The sequence below is a fragment of the Mesorhizobium cantuariense genome, from assembly GCF_042647205.1.
Lineage (GTDB): Bacteria > Pseudomonadota > Alphaproteobacteria > Rhizobiales > Rhizobiaceae > Mesorhizobium > Mesorhizobium cantuariense.
In genome coordinates this window covers 4,519,909-4,538,001 of sequence record NZ_JBHRVD010000001.1, presented here as the reverse complement: position 1 = coordinate 4,538,001, position 18,093 = coordinate 4,519,909, and the positions used below count along the sequence as shown (strand labels likewise).

The window sequence follows — 18,093 nt, the reverse complement described above, 5'->3', positions numbered from 1 at the left end:
CGCAATCAGCGGATGTAAGGATACATTAGCAATTCGTTAAGTTTCCAGTTGAGGGTATGCGTAAGGGAGTTCCAGCATGAACTTCAAGGCCCTGATCAAGCGTGCTGAAGACGTAGATGATGCACTCCAGGATCTGCAGACCGATTTGGCGGATGCGCTGAACGCGAGTCTGGAAGCAGGGGACGAGCCGCCGCCAAAGAGCGACGATGTCCCGGATCCCGCCGCCGCAGAGGCTGACGACGCGCCGCCCGAGGCGAATGCGGCAAATTCGGATGGTGCCGACAGTGCGGGCGAACCGGACAGTTCCGAAACCGCGCCACGGTTGACGGCCCATACCCAGACCCGGCTGGCAGCGTTGAGTGCCTTTGAAGGGCTTTTCCACGACGCCAGGGATTATCTGGAGGAGATCAACGACAAGCTGTCGGAGATCGGGACCTCTCACCATTTGACGCGCGAATTCCTCAACATCCTGCACAGCGACATTCTTCGCGCCAACGAGCTGGAGCTTGTAAATGCCGGCCTGGCCGCCGAACAAAGAACGCTGTCGGAAAAGCTGCACGACGCGGTGAGAAAGCTGCGCGAGCGTGAAGGCGCTTTCGACGTGCTGCAACAGCGCGAGACAAGCCTGATTCAGGACAGGGAGGCGCTTCGTGCAGCGCTTGCCGCGACAAGGCTGGAACTCGTGGAGACAGCCAATGCGAGCACACAACGCGAGGCGGAGTTCGGCGATATCGCCAAGCGGCTGACCGGCAGAACGGTCGAGGCCAACAGGCGCTTGCGCGAGAGCAAGATGCTGCGGGAAAAGCATGTCAGCCTGTCGATCGAGCTCGACAAGGCGCTGAAGCGGGAATCCCAGACGCGCCACAGGCTCGACGAGCTCTCGACGATCCATGCCAGCGAAGCAGCGCGGCTTGCGGAACTGCTGGCGGCGCTCGGCAAGAGCGAGAAAGAGGAGATGCGGCTGCAGAAGTCGCTTGAGGCCGCACAGGCGAAGCTGTCGGAAACAACCGAAGCGGCCCGCATGATGGAAGGCGACAGGGAAGCCGAGCTGGCTCGCGGTCAGGCGGAAATGCGCGGGTTGCGTTCCGAGGTCCAGGACCTGCAATCGCGACTGGAGCAAACCTCGACCGAGAACAGCGAGGCTGCAAGCGAGATCGCCAGGCTCAAGAGTGAATTGAACGACGCCCTGGCCGAAAAGAAAATCGCCGATGAAAGATTGTCCGCGCTCACCCAGGAGAACGACAACGACAGGATGAGCCTTTCGAAAGTGAACGCCAATCTTTCACAGCTTGCGCTGCAACAGGCATCGGAACAGATACAGTTCGACGTCCAGAGGCAAGAGTGCGAGGACCTCAAAGCCGAAATTGTGTCACTCAATGCCCGGATCAAGGAATTGCTGCCCTTCGAGCGGCTCCACAAGGCCACCAGCGGTAGGCCGCGCGAGGACGGCGTGGTCGAGATTGCCGGGGCGATTGCGGAGAAGGCACGTACAACGGGCAGGCGGCGCATCCGCAGGAACCTCCGCGCCGCGACTTAGGGCAGGCCACGAACGCCTGCAGGAAGCGATCGCGTGCCGACTCTTGTCAGTCGAGCGGCTCGTGCTGGTAAAGCTCGTCCATGCTGAGCGATGCCAGGGCGCCGAAAGGTGCCTGCTTTTTCACCCGGCCGCCGCTGAGGATCACCACGTCGTCGCAGAACGAGATGGTGCTGTGATGGTGGCTGATGACGATGGTCGTGCGGCGGCCGGCTCTCGACTTCAGGGTCTCGACGATGGCCGCTTCCGACAGTCCGTCCACCGCATTGGTGGCTTCGTCCAGGATGAGGAGATCGGGATCGCGCACCAGGGCCCTGGCGAGCGCGATACGCTGCCTCTGTCCCGCCGATAGGTTGATGCCCCTGTAGCCAACCAACGTGTCGTAGCCCTGAGGAAGCCGTTCGATGAATTCATGCGCCTCGGCCAGCCTTGCGGCGCCCTCGGCGTCGCCGGCGGTGGCCGCGTCCTGGCCGTAGGTTATGTTTTCAAAAATGCTGCCATCGACCAGTTCCAGCTCCTGGCTGGCCAATGCGATGTGCCGGCGCCACTGGCTGGCTTCGATCCCGTCGAGCGGTGATCCATCGACGAGAATCCTGCCGGTGTCCGGTTCCACGAAGCGGCACAAAAGATTGACGATCGTCGTCTTGCCGGCGCCCGAGCGGCCGATCAGCGCCGTCGAGCGGCCGCCACGGATTTCGAACGTCGCCGCATGCAGCACCACCTCGCGCCGGTCCGTGCCGGAATAGGTGAACATCACGTCATCGAACTTGATGCCCTGGCGCAGACCGTGGAACGCCCCGTCGCCCTGCGGCGGTTGAGGCTTGCCGGTGGGATCCAGCATCCATGTCACCTCTTCGAGCGACCCGCTCAGGCCTTGCAGCTGGCTCCACGATCCTTGCAGAGCCCGCATATGCGGCTGCAGCCTGTAGAGCAGTATGACGAATGCGATGATCAGCGGGAAACTCACTTGCGCCAGCCAGGCGCCGATCACCACCGCCAGGAACAGCATGGCGTGGAGAACCTCCGTCAGCGGCGGCAGCACTCCCTGGCGCACAAGCAGCGCGAAAGAGGCGCGGCGAACCGCATCGGACGCCGTATCGAATATCGCCTTCTCCCGGTTCTCCTGTCCGAAGATGCGGATCAGGCGTCCGGCATGCACCAGATGGAGCATCTGCGAGGCGAGGTGGCCGTTGCGCGAAGCGACGCTGCGGCTGGGCTCTTTGAGATTGGCCGAGAGGATGGCGTGCGCGATCTGGACAAGCGCCAGTCCGAGCGTGACCAACAGCGTCATGCGCCACGAAAGCAGCAGCAGGAAAGCCAACAGGATGATGGCGGCCGATGCGCTGACGATGGCCGACAGCACGATCTGGATCGCATCGGACGCCCGCCAGGATTCGTTGGAGATGATGTTGAGCAGCCGTCCGGGGCTCTGCCGCAGGAAGAAGGGGTAGCCGACCCGCAAGAGCTGCTCCGACAAGGCACTGCGGATCGAATGGCTTGCCTTGCCGGAGATGAAGGTCGTCAGCAGCGTGTTGGCGAAGGCAAAGACGTTCTTCAGGATGATCGATCCGAGGATGGCGATCGAAATGGCAATAAGCCGGTCGCGCTCGCTCAAGCCCGATCCGACGTGCTGCAGGACAGCGGAGAAACCGGCCATTCCCGCCGCATCCCCGTGTCCCATGATAATGCCCAGCAACGGGATGATCAGGCCGATGCCGAACCCTTCGAGGACGGCGCTGACCAGACCGAGAACCACCACGGCCGGAAGCAGGCGCAGTTGCCGCTTTCCGAACGCCCGGAACAGCATCGGCAGGCTTGGCGGTAGCAATGGCATTATAGCGTTTCACCTCGCCTGGGCATTGGCTTGTTGATCTTGCCGCATCGGCTCAGCCTGCGGCCGTCTCGCCAGCAGGAGAACCGCGAACCTGGCCGCGCCGAGCAAATTCATGGCGACGATCGGCCAGTGCGACAGGTTGAGTTCACGATCGAACGCAGGGCCCCCCGCCAATTCCCGCAAAGCCCCTCTTGCGGCCCAGTAGAAATGGCGAAGCAGCCAGGGCGCATGGCGAATATGTTTCAGGCAGAGCCCGCCATTGCCCAGGCTGTAGTCGCGGTGGAGCTTTTCGATGGCTTTGCGATCCCGCCGGCCGTGATGATGGAATATCGTCATATCGGGCACATACTCCACGGGAATACCAAGCAGCATCGCCCGCACGAGGTAATCGGTGTCCTCGGCCGACCGCAATGGTCCGCCGGCGCCGAAGCGTTCGTCGAAATAGCCGATGCGGGCCGCGACATCGCGGTGCATCGTCATGTTGCAGCCCAGCACGAAACCGCCCGGATGAACATCCGGTGTCAGCCGCTCGCCCACTCGCGACCGCTTGATGGTGAACGGCAGATCCCTGGGATCGCCAAGCTCGACACGGCCTCCCCGGATGAGCCATTGTTCTCCGGACGCATAGTGTCGCTCCAGATCGCGCAAATAGTCGCAATGGACCGCGCAATCATCGTCGACGAAGACCAGCACACGGCCGCGCGCGCGCCTCAGCCCGGCGTTGCGGGCAGCCGCCAATCCGGGGCGCGGCTCGCAAATGGCCGTGAATGGAATGTCCGACATGTCGGCGATGCTGGCCAGGCATTCGGCCGTGCGGTCGCTCGAACCGTTGTCGACGACCACGAGTTCGGCCGCGAAGCCGGAATGTGCGCGGCACGCGGCTTGCACCGACTTGATGCAGGCATCGAGCACGGCGACGCGGTTGCGCGTGCAGATGATGAAGCTGACTTCCGGCGCCGATCGTTCCCGGCGGGAACCGGCCGGGGCAACGCCTAGCGCCGTCGAACGATCGCGCTGCAGAGGTTGGTGGGCTTTGACGGTCATCCCTTTAACTCAACCGATAAGATGCCAAAACCGCCGCAGCGGGCGCGGATTTGAAGAAGTATGCCATGGCGTCCGCTTGCCTGCTGGCCGACAGCGAGGCAAGGCTGAGCCAGGGCGCCCAGGCGCCGGGCCGCAGCGCATATTGCTCGCGACGCCGGATGACGTTCCACTTCGCGGTCCGCGTCAGCAATTCATGCGTCAGCGGGGGCTGCTTTTCGTCGGCGACGAGCTGATAGAGGAAATAGAACAGGTTCAGCGCGCCGGCCTCGAAGCTCGGCCGCGTCGCGGCCGGCAGCGAGCAAATCTCCTCCTCCAGCGCGACGATGAAGTTGGCCGCACGGGTGACCGTGTCGTGGCTGACCGCATCGCCAATGTCGCGCAGGTCTCGCGTGGCTTGCGCCAGGCCCTCGCGCTCGAGGTTCTCGGCCACGATCCGCAAATGCGTCCTGCGCATCTCCTTGACGTGCCGGCTGGTCACGCTTGCCTGATGGACGCGGTAGACGACCAGGTTCTCGGGCATCATGGCTGCCGGGTAACGGCCGGCCAGCCGCCTGAAAAGATCGAAATCCTCGGCATGCCTGTAGGTCTGGTCGTAATGGAGCGCGCCGTCGTCGATGATCTTCCTGTTGTAGACGACCGTCGGGTGCATGAAGATGGTGAAGAACATCGCCAATATAGGGATGCGGCCGAACTGGAACACCGGATCGGGCTTGCCCCTGGCGATGCGGCCGCGGATCAACATGTCGACGCCGGCGCCGCAGAAGCCCAGCTCGGGCCGCCGCTCAAACAGCGCCACCTGGCGCGACAGGCGCCAGGGATAGGCGACGTCGTCGGCGTCCATCCGCGCGACCAACTCGCCCCGGGCGACCGCCAGCCCTTCGTTGAGCGTCGCGACGAGGCCACGGTTTTCGCGCGAGATGATCGAGATGCGGGTGTCGGCCTTCCGGTATCGCTCAAGGATCTCGAGCGAATTGTCGGTCGAGCCGTCATCGATCGCGATGATTTCCAGGCGGCCGTAATCCTGCCGCAGAATGCTTTCCAGCGCGGCGGCGAGATAGGGACCGGCATTGTAGACCGGCAGCAGGACGGAGACGAGCGGCGCGGCGGTCATCGTGTGACATCCGTTTGCTGGAGGTCGAGCGATGGCGTGCGGCCGTCTGGCGACCCGCTGGGCACGGTCGCGAGCCAGCCGCTATGGCCGGCATGCGCGGCACGGGCGCGCGCGACATAGGGGAAGTGGCGCTTGAGGCTGTTGAGCGGCCTTTCGAAAACCACCCAGGAAATCCAGGCCGCGACGATCGTGGCGGTGGTCGCAACCAGGAACCGTCCTGGCCCTTGCTCCGAGACATTGAGCGGAATCCAGGGCTGCGACTTGACGGCGAGCGACAGCAATATCGGATGATAGAGATAAACGCCGTAGCTGATGCGGCCGAGACCAAGCAGCGGCGGCAGGTCAAGAAGCTTGCCGATTGTGCCGCCAAGGCCGCTCGAACAGGCGGCGACGATGACCATCAGCGGCACCAGGGGCAGGACTTGCCGCACCAGCCAATGGGCCCATTCCAACATCGGATCGGCAGGCGCCGGGACAAACCACTCGATCATCAGGAATGCGGCCGCGAAGGCAGGCCAGCCTAGCCGCATCCATTGCGGCAGGCTGGCGCCCCTGGACCGCCAGCAGGCAAGCAGCGCGCCCGACGCCAGCGCATCCATGGATGCCGGCGGCAGCAGGTCGCGCGCCAGCGCCGGAGTGGCGGTGACCGGCCAATAGAAGCGATAGGCCATCGATAGCGCGATGACGCCGATGCAGATCTGTTCGAAGCGGCGGCGTGGGGCCAGCAGGACGACCAGCGGCCAGGCAAGATAGAACTGCTCCTCGATGCTCAGGCTCCAGAAATGGCATAGCACCCAAGGGTTCCAGTCATTGTGCAGCGCATACCAGAAATTCGACAGATAAAGCGCCTGCCAGACCAGCGATCCCCTGGACTGCTCCAAGTCGACCAGCCAGACGAAACCCAGCACGGCAAAATAGGGCGGGAAGATCCGCAGCGCCCGCCTGATGTAGAAGGATCGCAGCGCGGGGCCGGTTTTGAATTCAGCGGCCGAACGCGCTTCCAGGAGCAGGCGCGTGATCAGGAAGCCGCTCAGCACGAAGAACAGCCGCACGCCGATATGACCCCAGAAGGAAGATCCGCCCGCCGCGAAGAAATGGGAGTACATCACCATCGTCACGGCGATGGCCCTCAGTGCATCCAGTTGGATGTCGCGGGCGTTTCCCATCAGCGGCTTCCGCCGGCGCGATGTCCGCGATGAAGTTGCCAGCCGGCCGTTTCGAGCGGCAGGCCAAGGCGGACGAGAGCCGCCAAGGCACCGGCACCGTCAAATCCGCGCTTTGCGCGTCCGATCGGGGCGAGGACGGCCGGGCCGGGCTCGAAATCGACGGACGGACAACTCAAGCTGGTCAACCTGGCGGAATCCTCCACGGCATATGTCCAGTCGCAAACAAGTCCCCCAGGAGATCGTTCGGCCACGGCATTGTGCAGCGCAACACAAAAAATCTACCCGGCTGAAATACTTATGTGAGCAAGTGCTAAAAATTGACAAAACCGGCCGGTTCTCGCCATGTTTGGCGAGTTTCCTCAGAATTTAAATCCTATGGTTTAAGCTGTGCCGATATTCCCGCCTCGGTTGATTGAGGAGAGCTCTTGGCTTGAGAGCCTAGTTCTTTGTTAAATCACAAGAAATTTCGGAATCTATATTTTGGCTATATGGATTCGGCCCTGGGTCCGCGGAGAAATGAGTTGGAACCATTGGCTTTGCGCGATGCAGCATGGTCGCCGTTTTTTCGTCGGTTGCCGCACGCAACGCCCGTCACTCGGCTGAGCGGGCCTCTGCTGTGGGCCGCCAACCCGTCACACCGCGTAGAACACCACCGTCTGTTCAAGACCGCCACCCTTGCGGTTTTCCAGCGTTACGGTGCCGCCGTAGCGCTCGATGATTTCCTTGGCGATGGCCAAGCCCAGCCCGGCACCGGGGATGGATTGCAGGCGGCCGGGGTCGACGCGGAAGAAGGGCTCGAACGCCTTGTTCAGCAGCTCCGGCGGAATGCCCGGCCCATGGTCGGAAATGGTCAGCACGGCGCGATTGTTGGCCGCGGCAAGGTCGATGGTGCATGCCTTGCCATGGGTGGCGGCGTTGACAATCAGGTTGCGCAGCGCCCGGCGCAGGCCGAGCGCTCCGGCCCGCACGCAAACCTTGTCCAGATGCCCGATCGAGACGGGATGGCCGAGCGACACCATCTCGGCTTCGATGTCGCGCACGGTCTTTTGCAGGTCGACCGGTTCGACGGCGTCCTGGTTCACCTCTTCGCGCACCAGCCGGATGGCGCTGTCGGCGATGCGGTCGAGCTCGTCGAGGTCGTGAAGCCATTTGTCGCGCTCGTCATCGAGGAACTCGGCGCGCAGCCGCATGCGCGTCATCGGCGTGCGCAGATCATGGCCGGCGGCGGCGACCAGCCGCATGCGGCTTTCCATGGCGGTCCGCAGCCGCGACGAGAGCTGGTTCAGCGCCTGCGCGGTGGCCTTGACCTCGGCCGAACCCACTTCCGGCACCGCCGCCAGCACGCCATCCGATCCGATCTTGGAGACGGCGGCCTCCAGCATCTCGAGCGGCCGGATCAGCACCGAGGTGAAATAGACCGACACCGCCGTGGCGCCGGCCACGATCAGCGAGATCCAGCCGGCCAGAACCAGCCATTCGCGCCTTGGCGGATTGATGTGGGGAACCTCCATGATCGCCCAGCGATGGTCGGGCAAGCGCACCGATGCAAGCTGACCGGGTTCATCCGCCTTGTCGCTGACGACGGCCAGGACATCGAAGCCCCGGCGGCGCAATATGTCGTTGAGCATTGCCGTTTCCGGGCGGTCCACCTTGCCGCCGGCCGGGTGGTCGCTGAATTGCACCCGCAGAACGTCCGGGATCGGGCCGGGCAGCAGCCGCATCACCAGCTCCATCTGCTGGGCAACCCAGGGCACCGTCAGTTCCGGCGGTGGTCCGCCGCCGCGCACGCTGATGACGGCGGCCGTCGCCAGGCCGACGACGCCGACGATCGAGGCGACCAGCAGCAGGATGAGGCGCCGGCGCAGCGAGTTCACGCGTGGCTCTCCACCGTGTCGACGCGCGCGGTGAGCTGGTAGCCGCCATTGCGCACCGTCTTGAACAGCGGCCCGTCGGCGGTATCGGTGAATTTGCGGCGCAGCCGGCTCACCAGCACATCGACCGAACGTTCGAGCGGGTCGCGTTCGCGGCCCTGCGTCAGGTCGAGAAGCTGGTCGCGCGACAGAAGCCGGCCGGGACGGTCGAGAAACACCTGCAGCAGGTCGAACTCGGCGCCTGTGAGGACGACGGCCACGCCTTGCGCGTCCGTCACCTTGCGGGTGTCCGGCTCCAGCCTGTAACTGGCGAAGCGGTATATGCGGGCGCGCGGCGCCGCAGGCGCCTCCTCGGGCGTCGAACGCCTGAGCACGGCGCGGATGCGGGCGATGAGCTCGCGCGGGTTGAACGGCTTGCCGAGGTAATCGTCGGCGCCGAGTTCCAGGCCGATGATGCGGTCGACATCTTCTTTCAGCGCCGTCAGCAGGATGACCGGGATATGCGGCTTGCGGTCACGCAAGGCCCGGCAGATATCGAGGCCCGAGCCGTCCGGCAGCATGACGTCGAGAACGATCAGGTCGAACTGGCCGGCACCAAGCCGCTGCTCGCATTCGCGCCGGTCCGCCGCCGCCGTGACACGAAAGCCCTGGCTGTCGAGATAGCGCTGGAGAAGCGTCCTGATCTCGCGGTCGTCGTCGACGACGAGGATATGGGGTTGTGACTGCATCATCGTGCCCTTGCCTTGGCCGCGATTATAGGGAGAGCCGCGTCCAAGCGGCACGGAAAATTGCAACTGAATGTTTCCAGTGGCCTGAGGGAAACATTCGGAAACAAATTGCCCTTTTGCGGAAACCTTCGGCAACACGCCGACGCGAAGCGGACAAACACGCTTCCTATCCTCTCATTTGTCCGAAGCATGAGAGAAAGGAACACCGTCATGCGAAGCAGACTTCTTGCGCTCGGCCTGTTTTCCGTCGCCGCAATTCACCCCGTGCTGGCGGCACAGCGCGATCCGGGTGCCGCCCCCGGCGAGCCGCCACCGGTCATGGCCCAGCAGAATGGGGCAATGCAGGATGGACCCGACCATGGCCCGATGGCCGGACCCGGCCCGCACGGGCCGATGCGGCATGGTCCGCAGGGCTTTGGCCCGCGAGGTTTTGGACCGGAAGGCTTTGGCCCCCGCCGCATGGGTCGGCCGCCGGAATTCATGCTGGCCGCCCGGCTGGCCGCGCTCGAGACCCGCGTCGGCATCCGCTCCGAACAGCTCGACGCCTGGCGCGACTACACCAGCGCGCTGCAGGCCGTGCTGACGCCGCCACGGCATGATCGCGGCCCCGGCGGTACGGGCGAGGGCGGTCGCGGTCCCGATGCCGGCGCTCCCGAGGGTCCTGGCGCCAAGCCCGATCCCTTCGCCTTCCAGGAAAAGCTGGCCGATGACGTCACCGCCCGCGCTGTATCAGCTGGCAGACTGAAGGACGCGATCGCTGAACTGCGCGCCAAGCTGACGCCCGAACAACTCGAACTCCTCGCTTCGGCGGAACGCCCCCATGGACCACCCCCCGGTCCCTGGGGCGGTCCGCCGAACGATGCAGCCGGCCCCAGGGGCTTGCCCAACGATGGCAGGCAGCTCCCGCCCCAGCCCGGGAACGACGAGCAACTCTGACCGACTGCGCCGGCCGGCCCGGTACCCAACCCGTTCTCGGGTCGGCCGGTTCAGGGATGGCGGGCGTATCTCCGCCATCCCTGATTTTCAAATCATGCCCAGTTCAAATCACGCAATGGAAGCACGACAATGTGGGAAGCCATGATGCTGCTGCGGCTGCTCGCATCCGCCAGCCCGAGATTGTCGCTCGACCATGCCGGACGCGGTCTTCCGCTGTCCGGGCGCGGCCTGCCGCTGGCTCTGCCGGCCGACACGCTGAAGGGCGCGATCCGCCTAAGCTTCGCCGCCTGGCGGCTGTCGCTTCCGATCTCGCAGCCGCTCGACAACCATGGACATCATGACCGCAAGATCGCGTGAGCTCCGGCAAGGCGCTTGGCATGTCCTCGCTGATCGGCATAATGACGCTGGTGGGCATCGCGGCCGGCTGCTCCGGCCGCCGAGAAGGAGCGCGACATGAGCCGCTTCGAAGCATTGCTCGACGCCGCCCGCCGATGGATGCGGCCTATCATCATATGGATCGGCATGCCCTCGACCAAGCGGTCCATTGCCCACGCGCACGCAACTCCAGGGAAAGATCCAGGCCATGACTTCCAAGCCTAGCCAGCCTTTTTCGGCACGTCGCCTCGCGCCCTGGACCGCGATGCTCGCTGCCACCCTTTTGCTGGCCGCCTGTTCGCAGGAGAGCAGCGCTCCCGCCGGCATGGGCGCGCCCGGCAAACCGGAAGTCGGCGTCGTCACCTTGCATCCGCAATCGGTCGCGATAACGGCCGAACTGTCGGGGCGCACGGCGGCCTCGCTGGTTGCCGAGGTGCGCCCGCAGGTGAACGGCATCATCCAGCAGCGCCTGTTCAAGGAGGGCAGCGAGGTGGCGGCGGGACAGCCGCTCTACCTGATCGATCCGGCAAGCTACAAGGCAGCCTATGACAGCGCGGTCGCCGCCCGGCAGAAGGCCGAGGCAGCGGTGCCTACCGCGCAGGCCAAGTTCGACCGTTATGCCGGCCTGTTGAAGCAGAACGTTGTTTCCAAACAGGATTATGACGATGCCGCCGCCACGCTGGCACAGGCGCAAGCCGATGTCGCCTCGGCCAAGGCCAGCGCCGAGACGGCGCGCATCAGCCTCGACCGCACCTCGATCACAGCGCCGATCGCCGGCCGCATCGACAAGTCCACGTTGACGCCAGGTGCGCTGGTCACCGCCAACCAGGACACGGTGCTGACCACCATCCGTTCGCTCGATCCGATCAATGTCGACGTCACGCAGTCGAGCACCAATCTGCTCAATTTACGCCAGGCCATCTCGGAAGGGCGGCTGAAATTCAGCGGCCCCAATGTCAGCGTCAAGCTGAAGCTCGAGAACGGCACCATCTACACGCAGACCGGCAAGCTGGAATTCGCCGGCGCCAATGTTGATCAGACCACCGGCACCTTCGCGCTCAGGGCCGAGTTCCCCAATCCCGATCGCTTGCTGCTGCCCGGCATGTATGTGCGGGCGCTGGTCGAGGAGGGCGTTGCCCAGAACAGTTTCCTGGTGCCGCAGCGCGCCGTCAGCCGCAACACCAAGGGCGAGGCCACCGCCATGGTCATCAATGCGCAGGGCAAGGTCGAGACGCGGGTGCTCGCTGTGCGCAACAGCGTCGGCAACAACTGGCTGGTGGATTCGGGTGTCGGCGACGGCGACCGTGTCATCGTCGAGGGCATGCAGCTCGTGCGCCCCGGCGGCGATGCAACCGGCGTCGAAGTGACGATCGACGAGACGACCGGCGAGGTCAAGGACCGCGGGCAGGGCACTTCGGCCGCGCCAGCCGCGTCCAACGCTGCCAAACCGGCACCTGCCGCCGCGGCCGGGAACTGAGCGATGTCCGTATTCTTCATCAACCGGCCGATCTTTGCCTGGGTGATCGCCATCGTGATCATGCTGGGCGGGCTTCTGGCGCTCACCTCGCTGCCGATCTCGCAATATCCGCAGATCGCGCCGACCACGGTCAACATCAGCGCCACCTATCCGGGCGCCGATGCGCAGACGGTCGAGAATTCGGTGACCAAGGTCATCGAGCAAGGCATGACCGGCATCGACAATCTCGACTACATGACGGCGACCTCGACCTCGACCGGTTCGGCTTCGATCACGCTGACCTTCACCACATCAGCCGATCCCGACACCGCCCAGGTGCAGACGCAAAACAAGCTGCAGCTGGTGCAGTCGCAGCTGCCGCAGGTGGTGCAGAGCAACGGCATCACCGTCTCCAAATCCTCGACCGGCTTCCTCATGGTCATCGGCTTCGTCTCGACCGACGGCAAGATGAACTCGACCGATCTCGCCGACTATGTCGATGCCACCGTCAACGACACGCTGAAGCGCGTCGAGGGTGTCGGCTCGACGCAGCTGTTCGGCTCCAGCTATGCCATGCGCATCTGGCTCGACCCCGACAAGCTCGCCAAATATGCGCTGATGCCGAGCGACGTGGCCACCGCCATCGAGGCGCAGAACACGCAGGTTTCGGCAGGCCAGCTCGGCGGCCTGCCGGCGCGCAAGGGCCAGCAGCTCAATGCCACGGTGACGGCCAAGAGCCGGCTGCAGACCGCCGAACAGTTCCGCAACATCATCCTGAAGAGCCAGACAGACGGCTCGCTGGTTCGCCTCAACGATGTCGCCAGCGTCGAGCTCGGCGCTGAAAGCTATACGACGCAGGCCAACTACAACGGCAAGCCGGCGGCCGGCGTCGCCGTCAACCTGGCGACCGGCGCCAACGCCATCAACACCGCCGAGGCGGTGCGCTCGACGATCGCCCGCCTGAGCTCGACCTTCCCGCAAGGCGTCGAGGTCGTCTATCCCTACGACACCTCGCCCTTCGTACGGCTGTCGATCGAGGAGGTGGTCAAGACGCTAGCCGAGGCGATCGTGCTGGTGTTCCTGGTGATGTTCATCTTCCTGCAGAACCTGCGCGCCACCATCATCCCGACCATTGCCGTGCCGGTGGTGCTGCTCGGCACGTTCGGCGTGCTGTCGCTGTTCGGATATTCCGTCAACACGCTGACCATGTTCGCCATGGTGCTCGCCATCGGCCTTTTGGTCGACGACGCCATCGTCGTCGTCGAGAATGTCGAACGCGTGATGCAGGAGGAAGGCCTGTCGCCGAAGGAGGCGACGCGCAAGTCGATGCACGAAATCACCGGCGCGCTGATCGGCATCGCCACCGTGCTTTCGGCCGTGTTCGTGCCGATGGCCTTCTTCGGCGGTTCGACCGGCATCATCTACCGGCAATTTTCGGTGACCATCGTCTCGGCGATGGTGCTGTCGGTGCTGGTCGCGTTGGTGCTGACGCCGGCACTGTGCGCCACCATCCTGCGGCCGCCCAAGGACCATGCGACGCAGACGGGTCCGTTCGGCTGGTTCAACCGGGTCTTCGATCGCGGCACGCTTGCCTATCGCGACGGCTCGCACGGCATCATCAACCGGTCCTGGCGTTTCCTCGTCGTTTTCCTGGCCATCGTCGTTGCCGTGGGCTGGATGTTTGCCCGGCTGCCGAGTTCGTTCCTGCCGGAAGAGGACCAGGGCATCCTGATCACCAGCGTGCAGCTGCCGGTCGGCGCGACGCAGGACCGCACCGAGCGCGTGCTGGCGCAAGTCACCGACCACTATCTCAGCCAGGAGAATGACGCCGTCGACGGGGTGTTCACCGCTTCCGGCTTCGGCTTCGGCGGCGCCGGACAGAATGTCGGCATCGCTTTCGTACGGCTGAAGGATTTCGACCTGCGGAAATCGCCAGCCATGGCCGCGCAGGCGATCGCCGGTCGCGCGATGGGCGCCTTCTCCAAGATCAGGGATGCGCAGGTCTTTGCGCTTGCGCCTCCCGCCATCCAGGGGTTCGGCAACACCAACGGCTTCGATTTCTACCTGCAGGACGTCAATGGCGCCGGCCATGACGCGCTGATCCAGACGCGCAACCAGCTTCTGGCCCTGGCCGGGCAGAGCAAGGTGCTCGCCAACACCCGCCCCAATGGCCAGGAGGACCAGCCGCAATTCTCGGTCGACATCGACCAGGAGAAAGCCAGCGCGCTGGGCGTCAGCCTGGCCGACATCAACAACACGCTTTCGACCGCCTGGGGCAGCGACTACGTCAATGATTTCATCGATCGCGGGCGGGTGAAACCGGTCTATCTGCAGTCGGACCCGAACTTCCGCATGCAGCCGGAGGACCTGGAGAAATGGCAGGTCCGCAATGCCAGCGGCGCCATGGTGCCGTTCTCGGCCTTTGCTTCAAGCCACTGGACATTCGGTTCGCCCAGGCTCGAACGCTACAATGGTTCGGCGGCGGTCGAGATCCAGGGCGCGGCGGCCACGGGCGTCAGCTCGGGTGCCGCCATGGACGAGATCGACAAGCTCGTGGCGCAACTGCCCGCCGGTTATTCCCACGAATGGACCGGCCTGTCGCATCAGGAGAAGCTTTCCGGCAACCAGGCGCTGTCGCTTTATGCGATCTCGGCGCTGGTCGTGTTCCTGTGCCTGGCAGCACTTTATGAGAGCTGGTCGATCCCGTTCGCGGTCATGCTTTCGGTGCCGATCGGCATCTTCGGCGCGCTGCTGGCGGCGAGCCTGTTCGGCCAGTCCAACGACGTCTATTTCAAGGTCGGCCTGCTGACCACGATCGGCCTTGCCGCCAAGAACGCTATCCTCATCGTCGAGTTTGCCATTGAGCGGCAGACCGCCGGGATGGGGCTCGTCGAGGCGACGCTGGAGGCGGCGCGACAGCGGCTGCGACCGATCCTGATGACGTCGCTGGCCTTCATTCTTGGTGTGTTGCCGCTCGCTATTGCCAGCGGCGCGGGCTCCGGCGCGCAGAACTCCGTCGGCATCGGTGTCATGGGCGGCATGATCGCGGCGACCGTGATCGGCGTGTTCCTGGTGCCGCTGCTGTTCGTCACGGTGCGGCGCATCTTCAAGGGCAAGGCGGTGAAGCAGGATACTGGGCCAGATACCGGGCAGGGTACAGGCGAGACGCCGGCAACAGCCAACCAGCAATAGGGGTTCTTTCCATGACAGGTTTCGAACGTGGCTCGGTGGCCGCGAGGCGGCTCCTTGCGCCTATGATCAGCACGGTCCTGCTCGCGGGATGCGTGGTCGGTCCGGATTATCAGACACCCATCCTGCCGATGCCGGGGAACTGGAGCGGCCAGAAACAGACAAAGCCCGCCCAGTCGACGCAACTGTCGAAATGGTGGCAGCGGCTGCGCGACCCGCAACTGAACACGCTTGTCGAGGAAGCGGTTGCCGGCAATCTCGACGTCGCCACCGCCAAGGCCAGGATCCGCGAGGCGCGCGCCAGCTATCGCCAGAGTGCCGGCACATTGCTGCCCTCGGTGGACGGTTCTGGCTCGGTCACCCGCAACAAGTCGGCGGAGACCACGTCAGGTTCAAACGCCACCTACAACGAGTACCAGGCCGGTTTCGACGCCAGCTGGGAACTCGACCTGTTCGGCGCCAACCGCAGGGGCGTCGAGGCCGCACGCTATGGGCTCGATGCCTCGCAGGAGGAGCTGCGCTCGACGCTTCTGACGCTGGTCGGCGATGTCGCATCGACCTATGCCCAGGCGCGCGGTTATCAGGCCCGCATCGCGCTCGCCAGGCGCTCGGCCGCATCGCAGCGGCAGACCGCCGAACTGACACGCACCATGGCGCTGGCGGGCACCGCTACCGCCGCTGATGTCGCCAAGGCGATGGGGCAGGCGGCGAGCACCGAAGCCGCGGTGCCGACGCTAGAGGCAAGCTATACGCAAGCCGTGCATCGCCTCTCTGTGCTGACCGGCCGGCCGCCGGCCGCACTCAGCGACCGGCTGAAGCGCAGCGCGCCGATCCCGGCGCCGCGCCTGCCGATCCCGACCGGCATTCCCGCCGACATCCTGCTGTCGCGGCCCGATGTGCGCATGGCGGAACGGCTATACGCGCAATACACCGCAAAGATCGGTCAGGCCGAGGCCGCCCGCTATCCCTCGGTCAGCCTGACCGGTGACATCAGCACGGCGGCGTTGAAGCTCGGCGACCTCGGCAAGAATTCGTCGATCGGCTGGTCGTTCGGGCCGACGCTCAGCGTGCCGGTGTTCAATGCCGGCCAGTTGCAGGCGGCCGTCGAGGTCGCCAAGGCACAGCGCGATCAATATTTCATCGCCTACCGGTCTTCGGTGCTGACCGCGCTCGAGGATGTGGAGAATGCGCTCGTGCTGTTGTCGCAGGAGCGCATCCGGATCGGCAAGCTTGCCTCGTCAGCGAAGTCCTATGGCGAGGCGGCAAGTCTCGAAGGCACGCTCTACAAGGCCGGCGAGACCAGCCTTCTCGATGTGCTCGACGCCCAGCGCTCGCTCTACTCGGCCGAGGACACGCTGCTGCAAAGCCGCGTCCTGCTGGCGACCAACTACATCGCTCTCAACAAGGCGCTTGGCGGCGGCTGGGACGGCGTGGTCGACAGCGCGAAGCCGGAAATCGTCGACGTCAAGACCGGTCCAAGGCTGGCGTCAAAGCCGGCCTCCTGAGCGGTTCCCGAGGCCTCGATCAAGTGTTTCGAGGCGGCTACGCGGATTTCGAGACCGTGCGACACATCGCGCGTGACGGAGCGTGAAATGCCGCCTCGAGCTTTGGCGATGGCGGGGTGATCGCATCGCTGATATTGATGGTGATCAAACACAGCACAGGCGCCGCAGATGACATCCGACACACAAAAGGCCGAAGCGGTCGGGCAGTTGCTCGAAACGCCGGACCTTGCCAGCGCGCTGGAAAGCGAACAGTTCAAGAAGTTCCTCGACCAGGTACCGATCGCCATTGCCGTCTCGAATCTGGGTTCGAAGGAGCGCGTCGTCTATGCTAACCCGGAATTCGAGAAACTGTCCGGCCTCAAGGCGGCGAGGCTCGCCCGGGAACACTGGGCGGCGCTTTCCGGCACCGGCCTGCACCAGCAGAAGGACCGGGCGCTCTTCGAGGCCGTCGTCGAGGAGACCGATTTCGTCGGCACGTTCCGGCTGGAGCGAACAGAAGACCAACCGGCGATCGTCGATGTCTATTCCAATGTCATCGAGGACGACAATGGCAAGGTTTGCTTCCGGCTGGTGGCGCTGGTCGACGTCTCGGCCCATGGCGAAACCGAGGATGCGCGCTCGATCGACGAGCACATACGCGAAAAGGACACGCTGCTGCGCGAACTGCAGCACCGGGTGAAGAACAATCTGCAGATGATCACCGCGCTGATCCGCCTCGAAACCCGCAACGCGGCCGAGTCGGATCAGAAGCGTTTCGAGAGGCTGGCGGGGCGCGTCGACGCGCTGGCGATCCTCTATCAGACGCTGTCGGGCGACGATCACAAGGATGATGTCGATCTCGGTGTCTATCTCAGCCAGATCGCGTCGGCGGTGATGAACTCGCATGCGGTCGAGGGCATCCGCCTCGACATGAAGGTGGACACCTATCCGGTGTCGATCAACGTCGCCATGCCGACCGGGCTGGTGGTGAACGAGCTTTTGACCAACGCGCTCAAACATGCCTTCCAGGGGCGCGACGACGGCACGATCACGCTGCACAGCATCGTTGACGGCGATGGCTGTCGCATCGTCGTCGCCGATGACGGCATCGGCCTGCCGGAAGGCGAGACCTGGCCCAAGCCCGGTAAGCTCGGCGCGCTGATCGCCCGCTCGCTGACCGAGAATGCCAAGGCGGAATTCGACGTGAATTCGAGCGCCGGCGAGGGTACGCGGGTCACCATCGTCTTCAAGCGCTCGGTTGCCGCCGCGTAGACAGGATGAACCTGAACCAAGCGGCACGGATGGCCGTAAGTAGTGCTTGGCTGACTTTCCAACCGCCAATGCCGGCCCTTGCCCCAGCCTAAA

Annotated in this window: 13 protein-coding genes; 7 read left to right on the top strand and 6 right to left on the bottom strand. The window is 64.5% G+C overall.

The window, feature by feature from the left end:
• Positions 1-76 precede the first annotated feature (76 nt).
• Positions 77-1,537, top strand: coding sequence for a hypothetical protein (locus ACFOJ9_RS22010; protein ID WP_378981259.1), 1,461 nt, complete (start codon positions 77-79; stop codon positions 1,535-1,537).
• A gap of 46 nt (positions 1,538-1,583) precedes the next feature.
• Here the strand turns inward: ACFOJ9_RS22010 and ACFOJ9_RS22005 are convergent, their stop codons facing one another.
• The 6 genes from ACFOJ9_RS22005 to ACFOJ9_RS21980 form a co-directional block, all read right to left on the bottom strand.
• Positions 1,584-3,368 carry an ABC transporter ATP-binding protein gene (locus ACFOJ9_RS22005; protein ID WP_378981256.1) on the bottom strand — a complete coding sequence of 595 codons (1,785 nt, stop codon included), beginning with the start codon at positions 3,366-3,368 and terminating at the stop codon, positions 1,584-1,586.
• 9 nt (positions 3,369-3,377) lie between these two features.
• The gene (locus ACFOJ9_RS22000; protein WP_378981254.1) at positions 3,378-4,412 is read right to left on the bottom strand and encodes a glycosyltransferase family 2 protein; all 1,035 of its coding nucleotides are present in this window, start codon (positions 4,410-4,412) and stop codon (positions 3,378-3,380) included.
• A gap of 4 nt (positions 4,413-4,416) precedes the next feature.
• Complete coding sequence (locus ACFOJ9_RS21995; RefSeq protein ID WP_378981252.1) at positions 4,417-5,523, bottom strand: glycosyltransferase family 2 protein; 1,107 nt, start codon at positions 5,521-5,523, stop codon at positions 4,417-4,419.
• Positions 5,520-6,689 carry an acyltransferase family protein gene (locus tag ACFOJ9_RS21990; protein WP_378981250.1) on the bottom strand — a complete coding sequence of 390 codons (1,170 nt, stop codon included), beginning with the start codon at positions 6,687-6,689 and terminating at the stop codon, positions 5,520-5,522. Before ACFOJ9_RS21990 ends, ACFOJ9_RS21995 begins: the two co-directional genes overlap by 4 nt.
• Positions 6,690-7,321: 632 nt before the next feature.
• Positions 7,322-8,563 (bottom strand): sensor histidine kinase, encoded by a 1,242-nt coding sequence (locus ACFOJ9_RS21985; protein WP_378981248.1) that lies wholly within the window; start codon positions 8,561-8,563, stop codon positions 7,322-7,324.
• The gene (locus tag ACFOJ9_RS21980; RefSeq protein WP_378987954.1) at positions 8,560-9,288 is read right to left on the bottom strand and encodes a response regulator; all 729 of its coding nucleotides are present in this window, start codon (positions 9,286-9,288) and stop codon (positions 8,560-8,562) included. The genes ACFOJ9_RS21985 and ACFOJ9_RS21980 overlap by 4 nt, the downstream gene beginning before the upstream one ends.
• Before the next feature lie 210 nt (positions 9,289-9,498).
• On the opposite strand from ACFOJ9_RS21980, the gene ACFOJ9_RS21975 reads away from it, so the two are divergent.
• From ACFOJ9_RS21975 to ACFOJ9_RS21950, 6 genes are all read left to right on the top strand, one after another.
• Positions 9,499-10,224 (top strand): hypothetical protein, encoded by a 726-nt coding sequence (locus tag ACFOJ9_RS21975; RefSeq protein WP_378981246.1) that lies wholly within the window; start codon positions 9,499-9,501, stop codon positions 10,222-10,224.
• A 129-nt stretch (positions 10,225-10,353) separates the two neighbouring features.
• On the top strand, positions 10,354-10,581 hold the full coding sequence (locus tag ACFOJ9_RS21970) for a hypothetical protein (protein ID WP_378981244.1): 228 nt from the start codon (positions 10,354-10,356) through the stop codon (positions 10,579-10,581).
• Positions 10,582-10,807: 226 nt separating this feature from the next.
• Positions 10,808-12,076: an efflux RND transporter periplasmic adaptor subunit gene (locus tag ACFOJ9_RS21965; protein ID WP_378981242.1), complete on the top strand. Its 1,269-nt coding sequence runs from the start codon at positions 10,808-10,810 to the stop codon at positions 12,074-12,076.
• Between the two features lie 3 nt (positions 12,077-12,079).
• The gene (locus tag ACFOJ9_RS21960) at positions 12,080-15,247 is read left to right on the top strand and encodes an efflux RND transporter permease subunit (protein ID WP_378981239.1); all 3,168 of its coding nucleotides are present in this window, start codon (positions 12,080-12,082) and stop codon (positions 15,245-15,247) included.
• A gap of 11 nt (positions 15,248-15,258) precedes the next feature.
• Complete coding sequence (locus tag ACFOJ9_RS21955) at positions 15,259-16,749, top strand: efflux transporter outer membrane subunit (protein WP_378981237.1); 1,491 nt, start codon at positions 15,259-15,261, stop codon at positions 16,747-16,749.
• 168 nt (positions 16,750-16,917) lie between these two features.
• The gene (locus tag ACFOJ9_RS21950; protein ID WP_378981235.1) at positions 16,918-18,000 is read left to right on the top strand and encodes a histidine kinase dimerization/phosphoacceptor domain -containing protein; all 1,083 of its coding nucleotides are present in this window, start codon (positions 16,918-16,920) and stop codon (positions 17,998-18,000) included.
• The last annotated feature ends 93 nt before the right edge of the window (positions 18,001-18,093 follow it).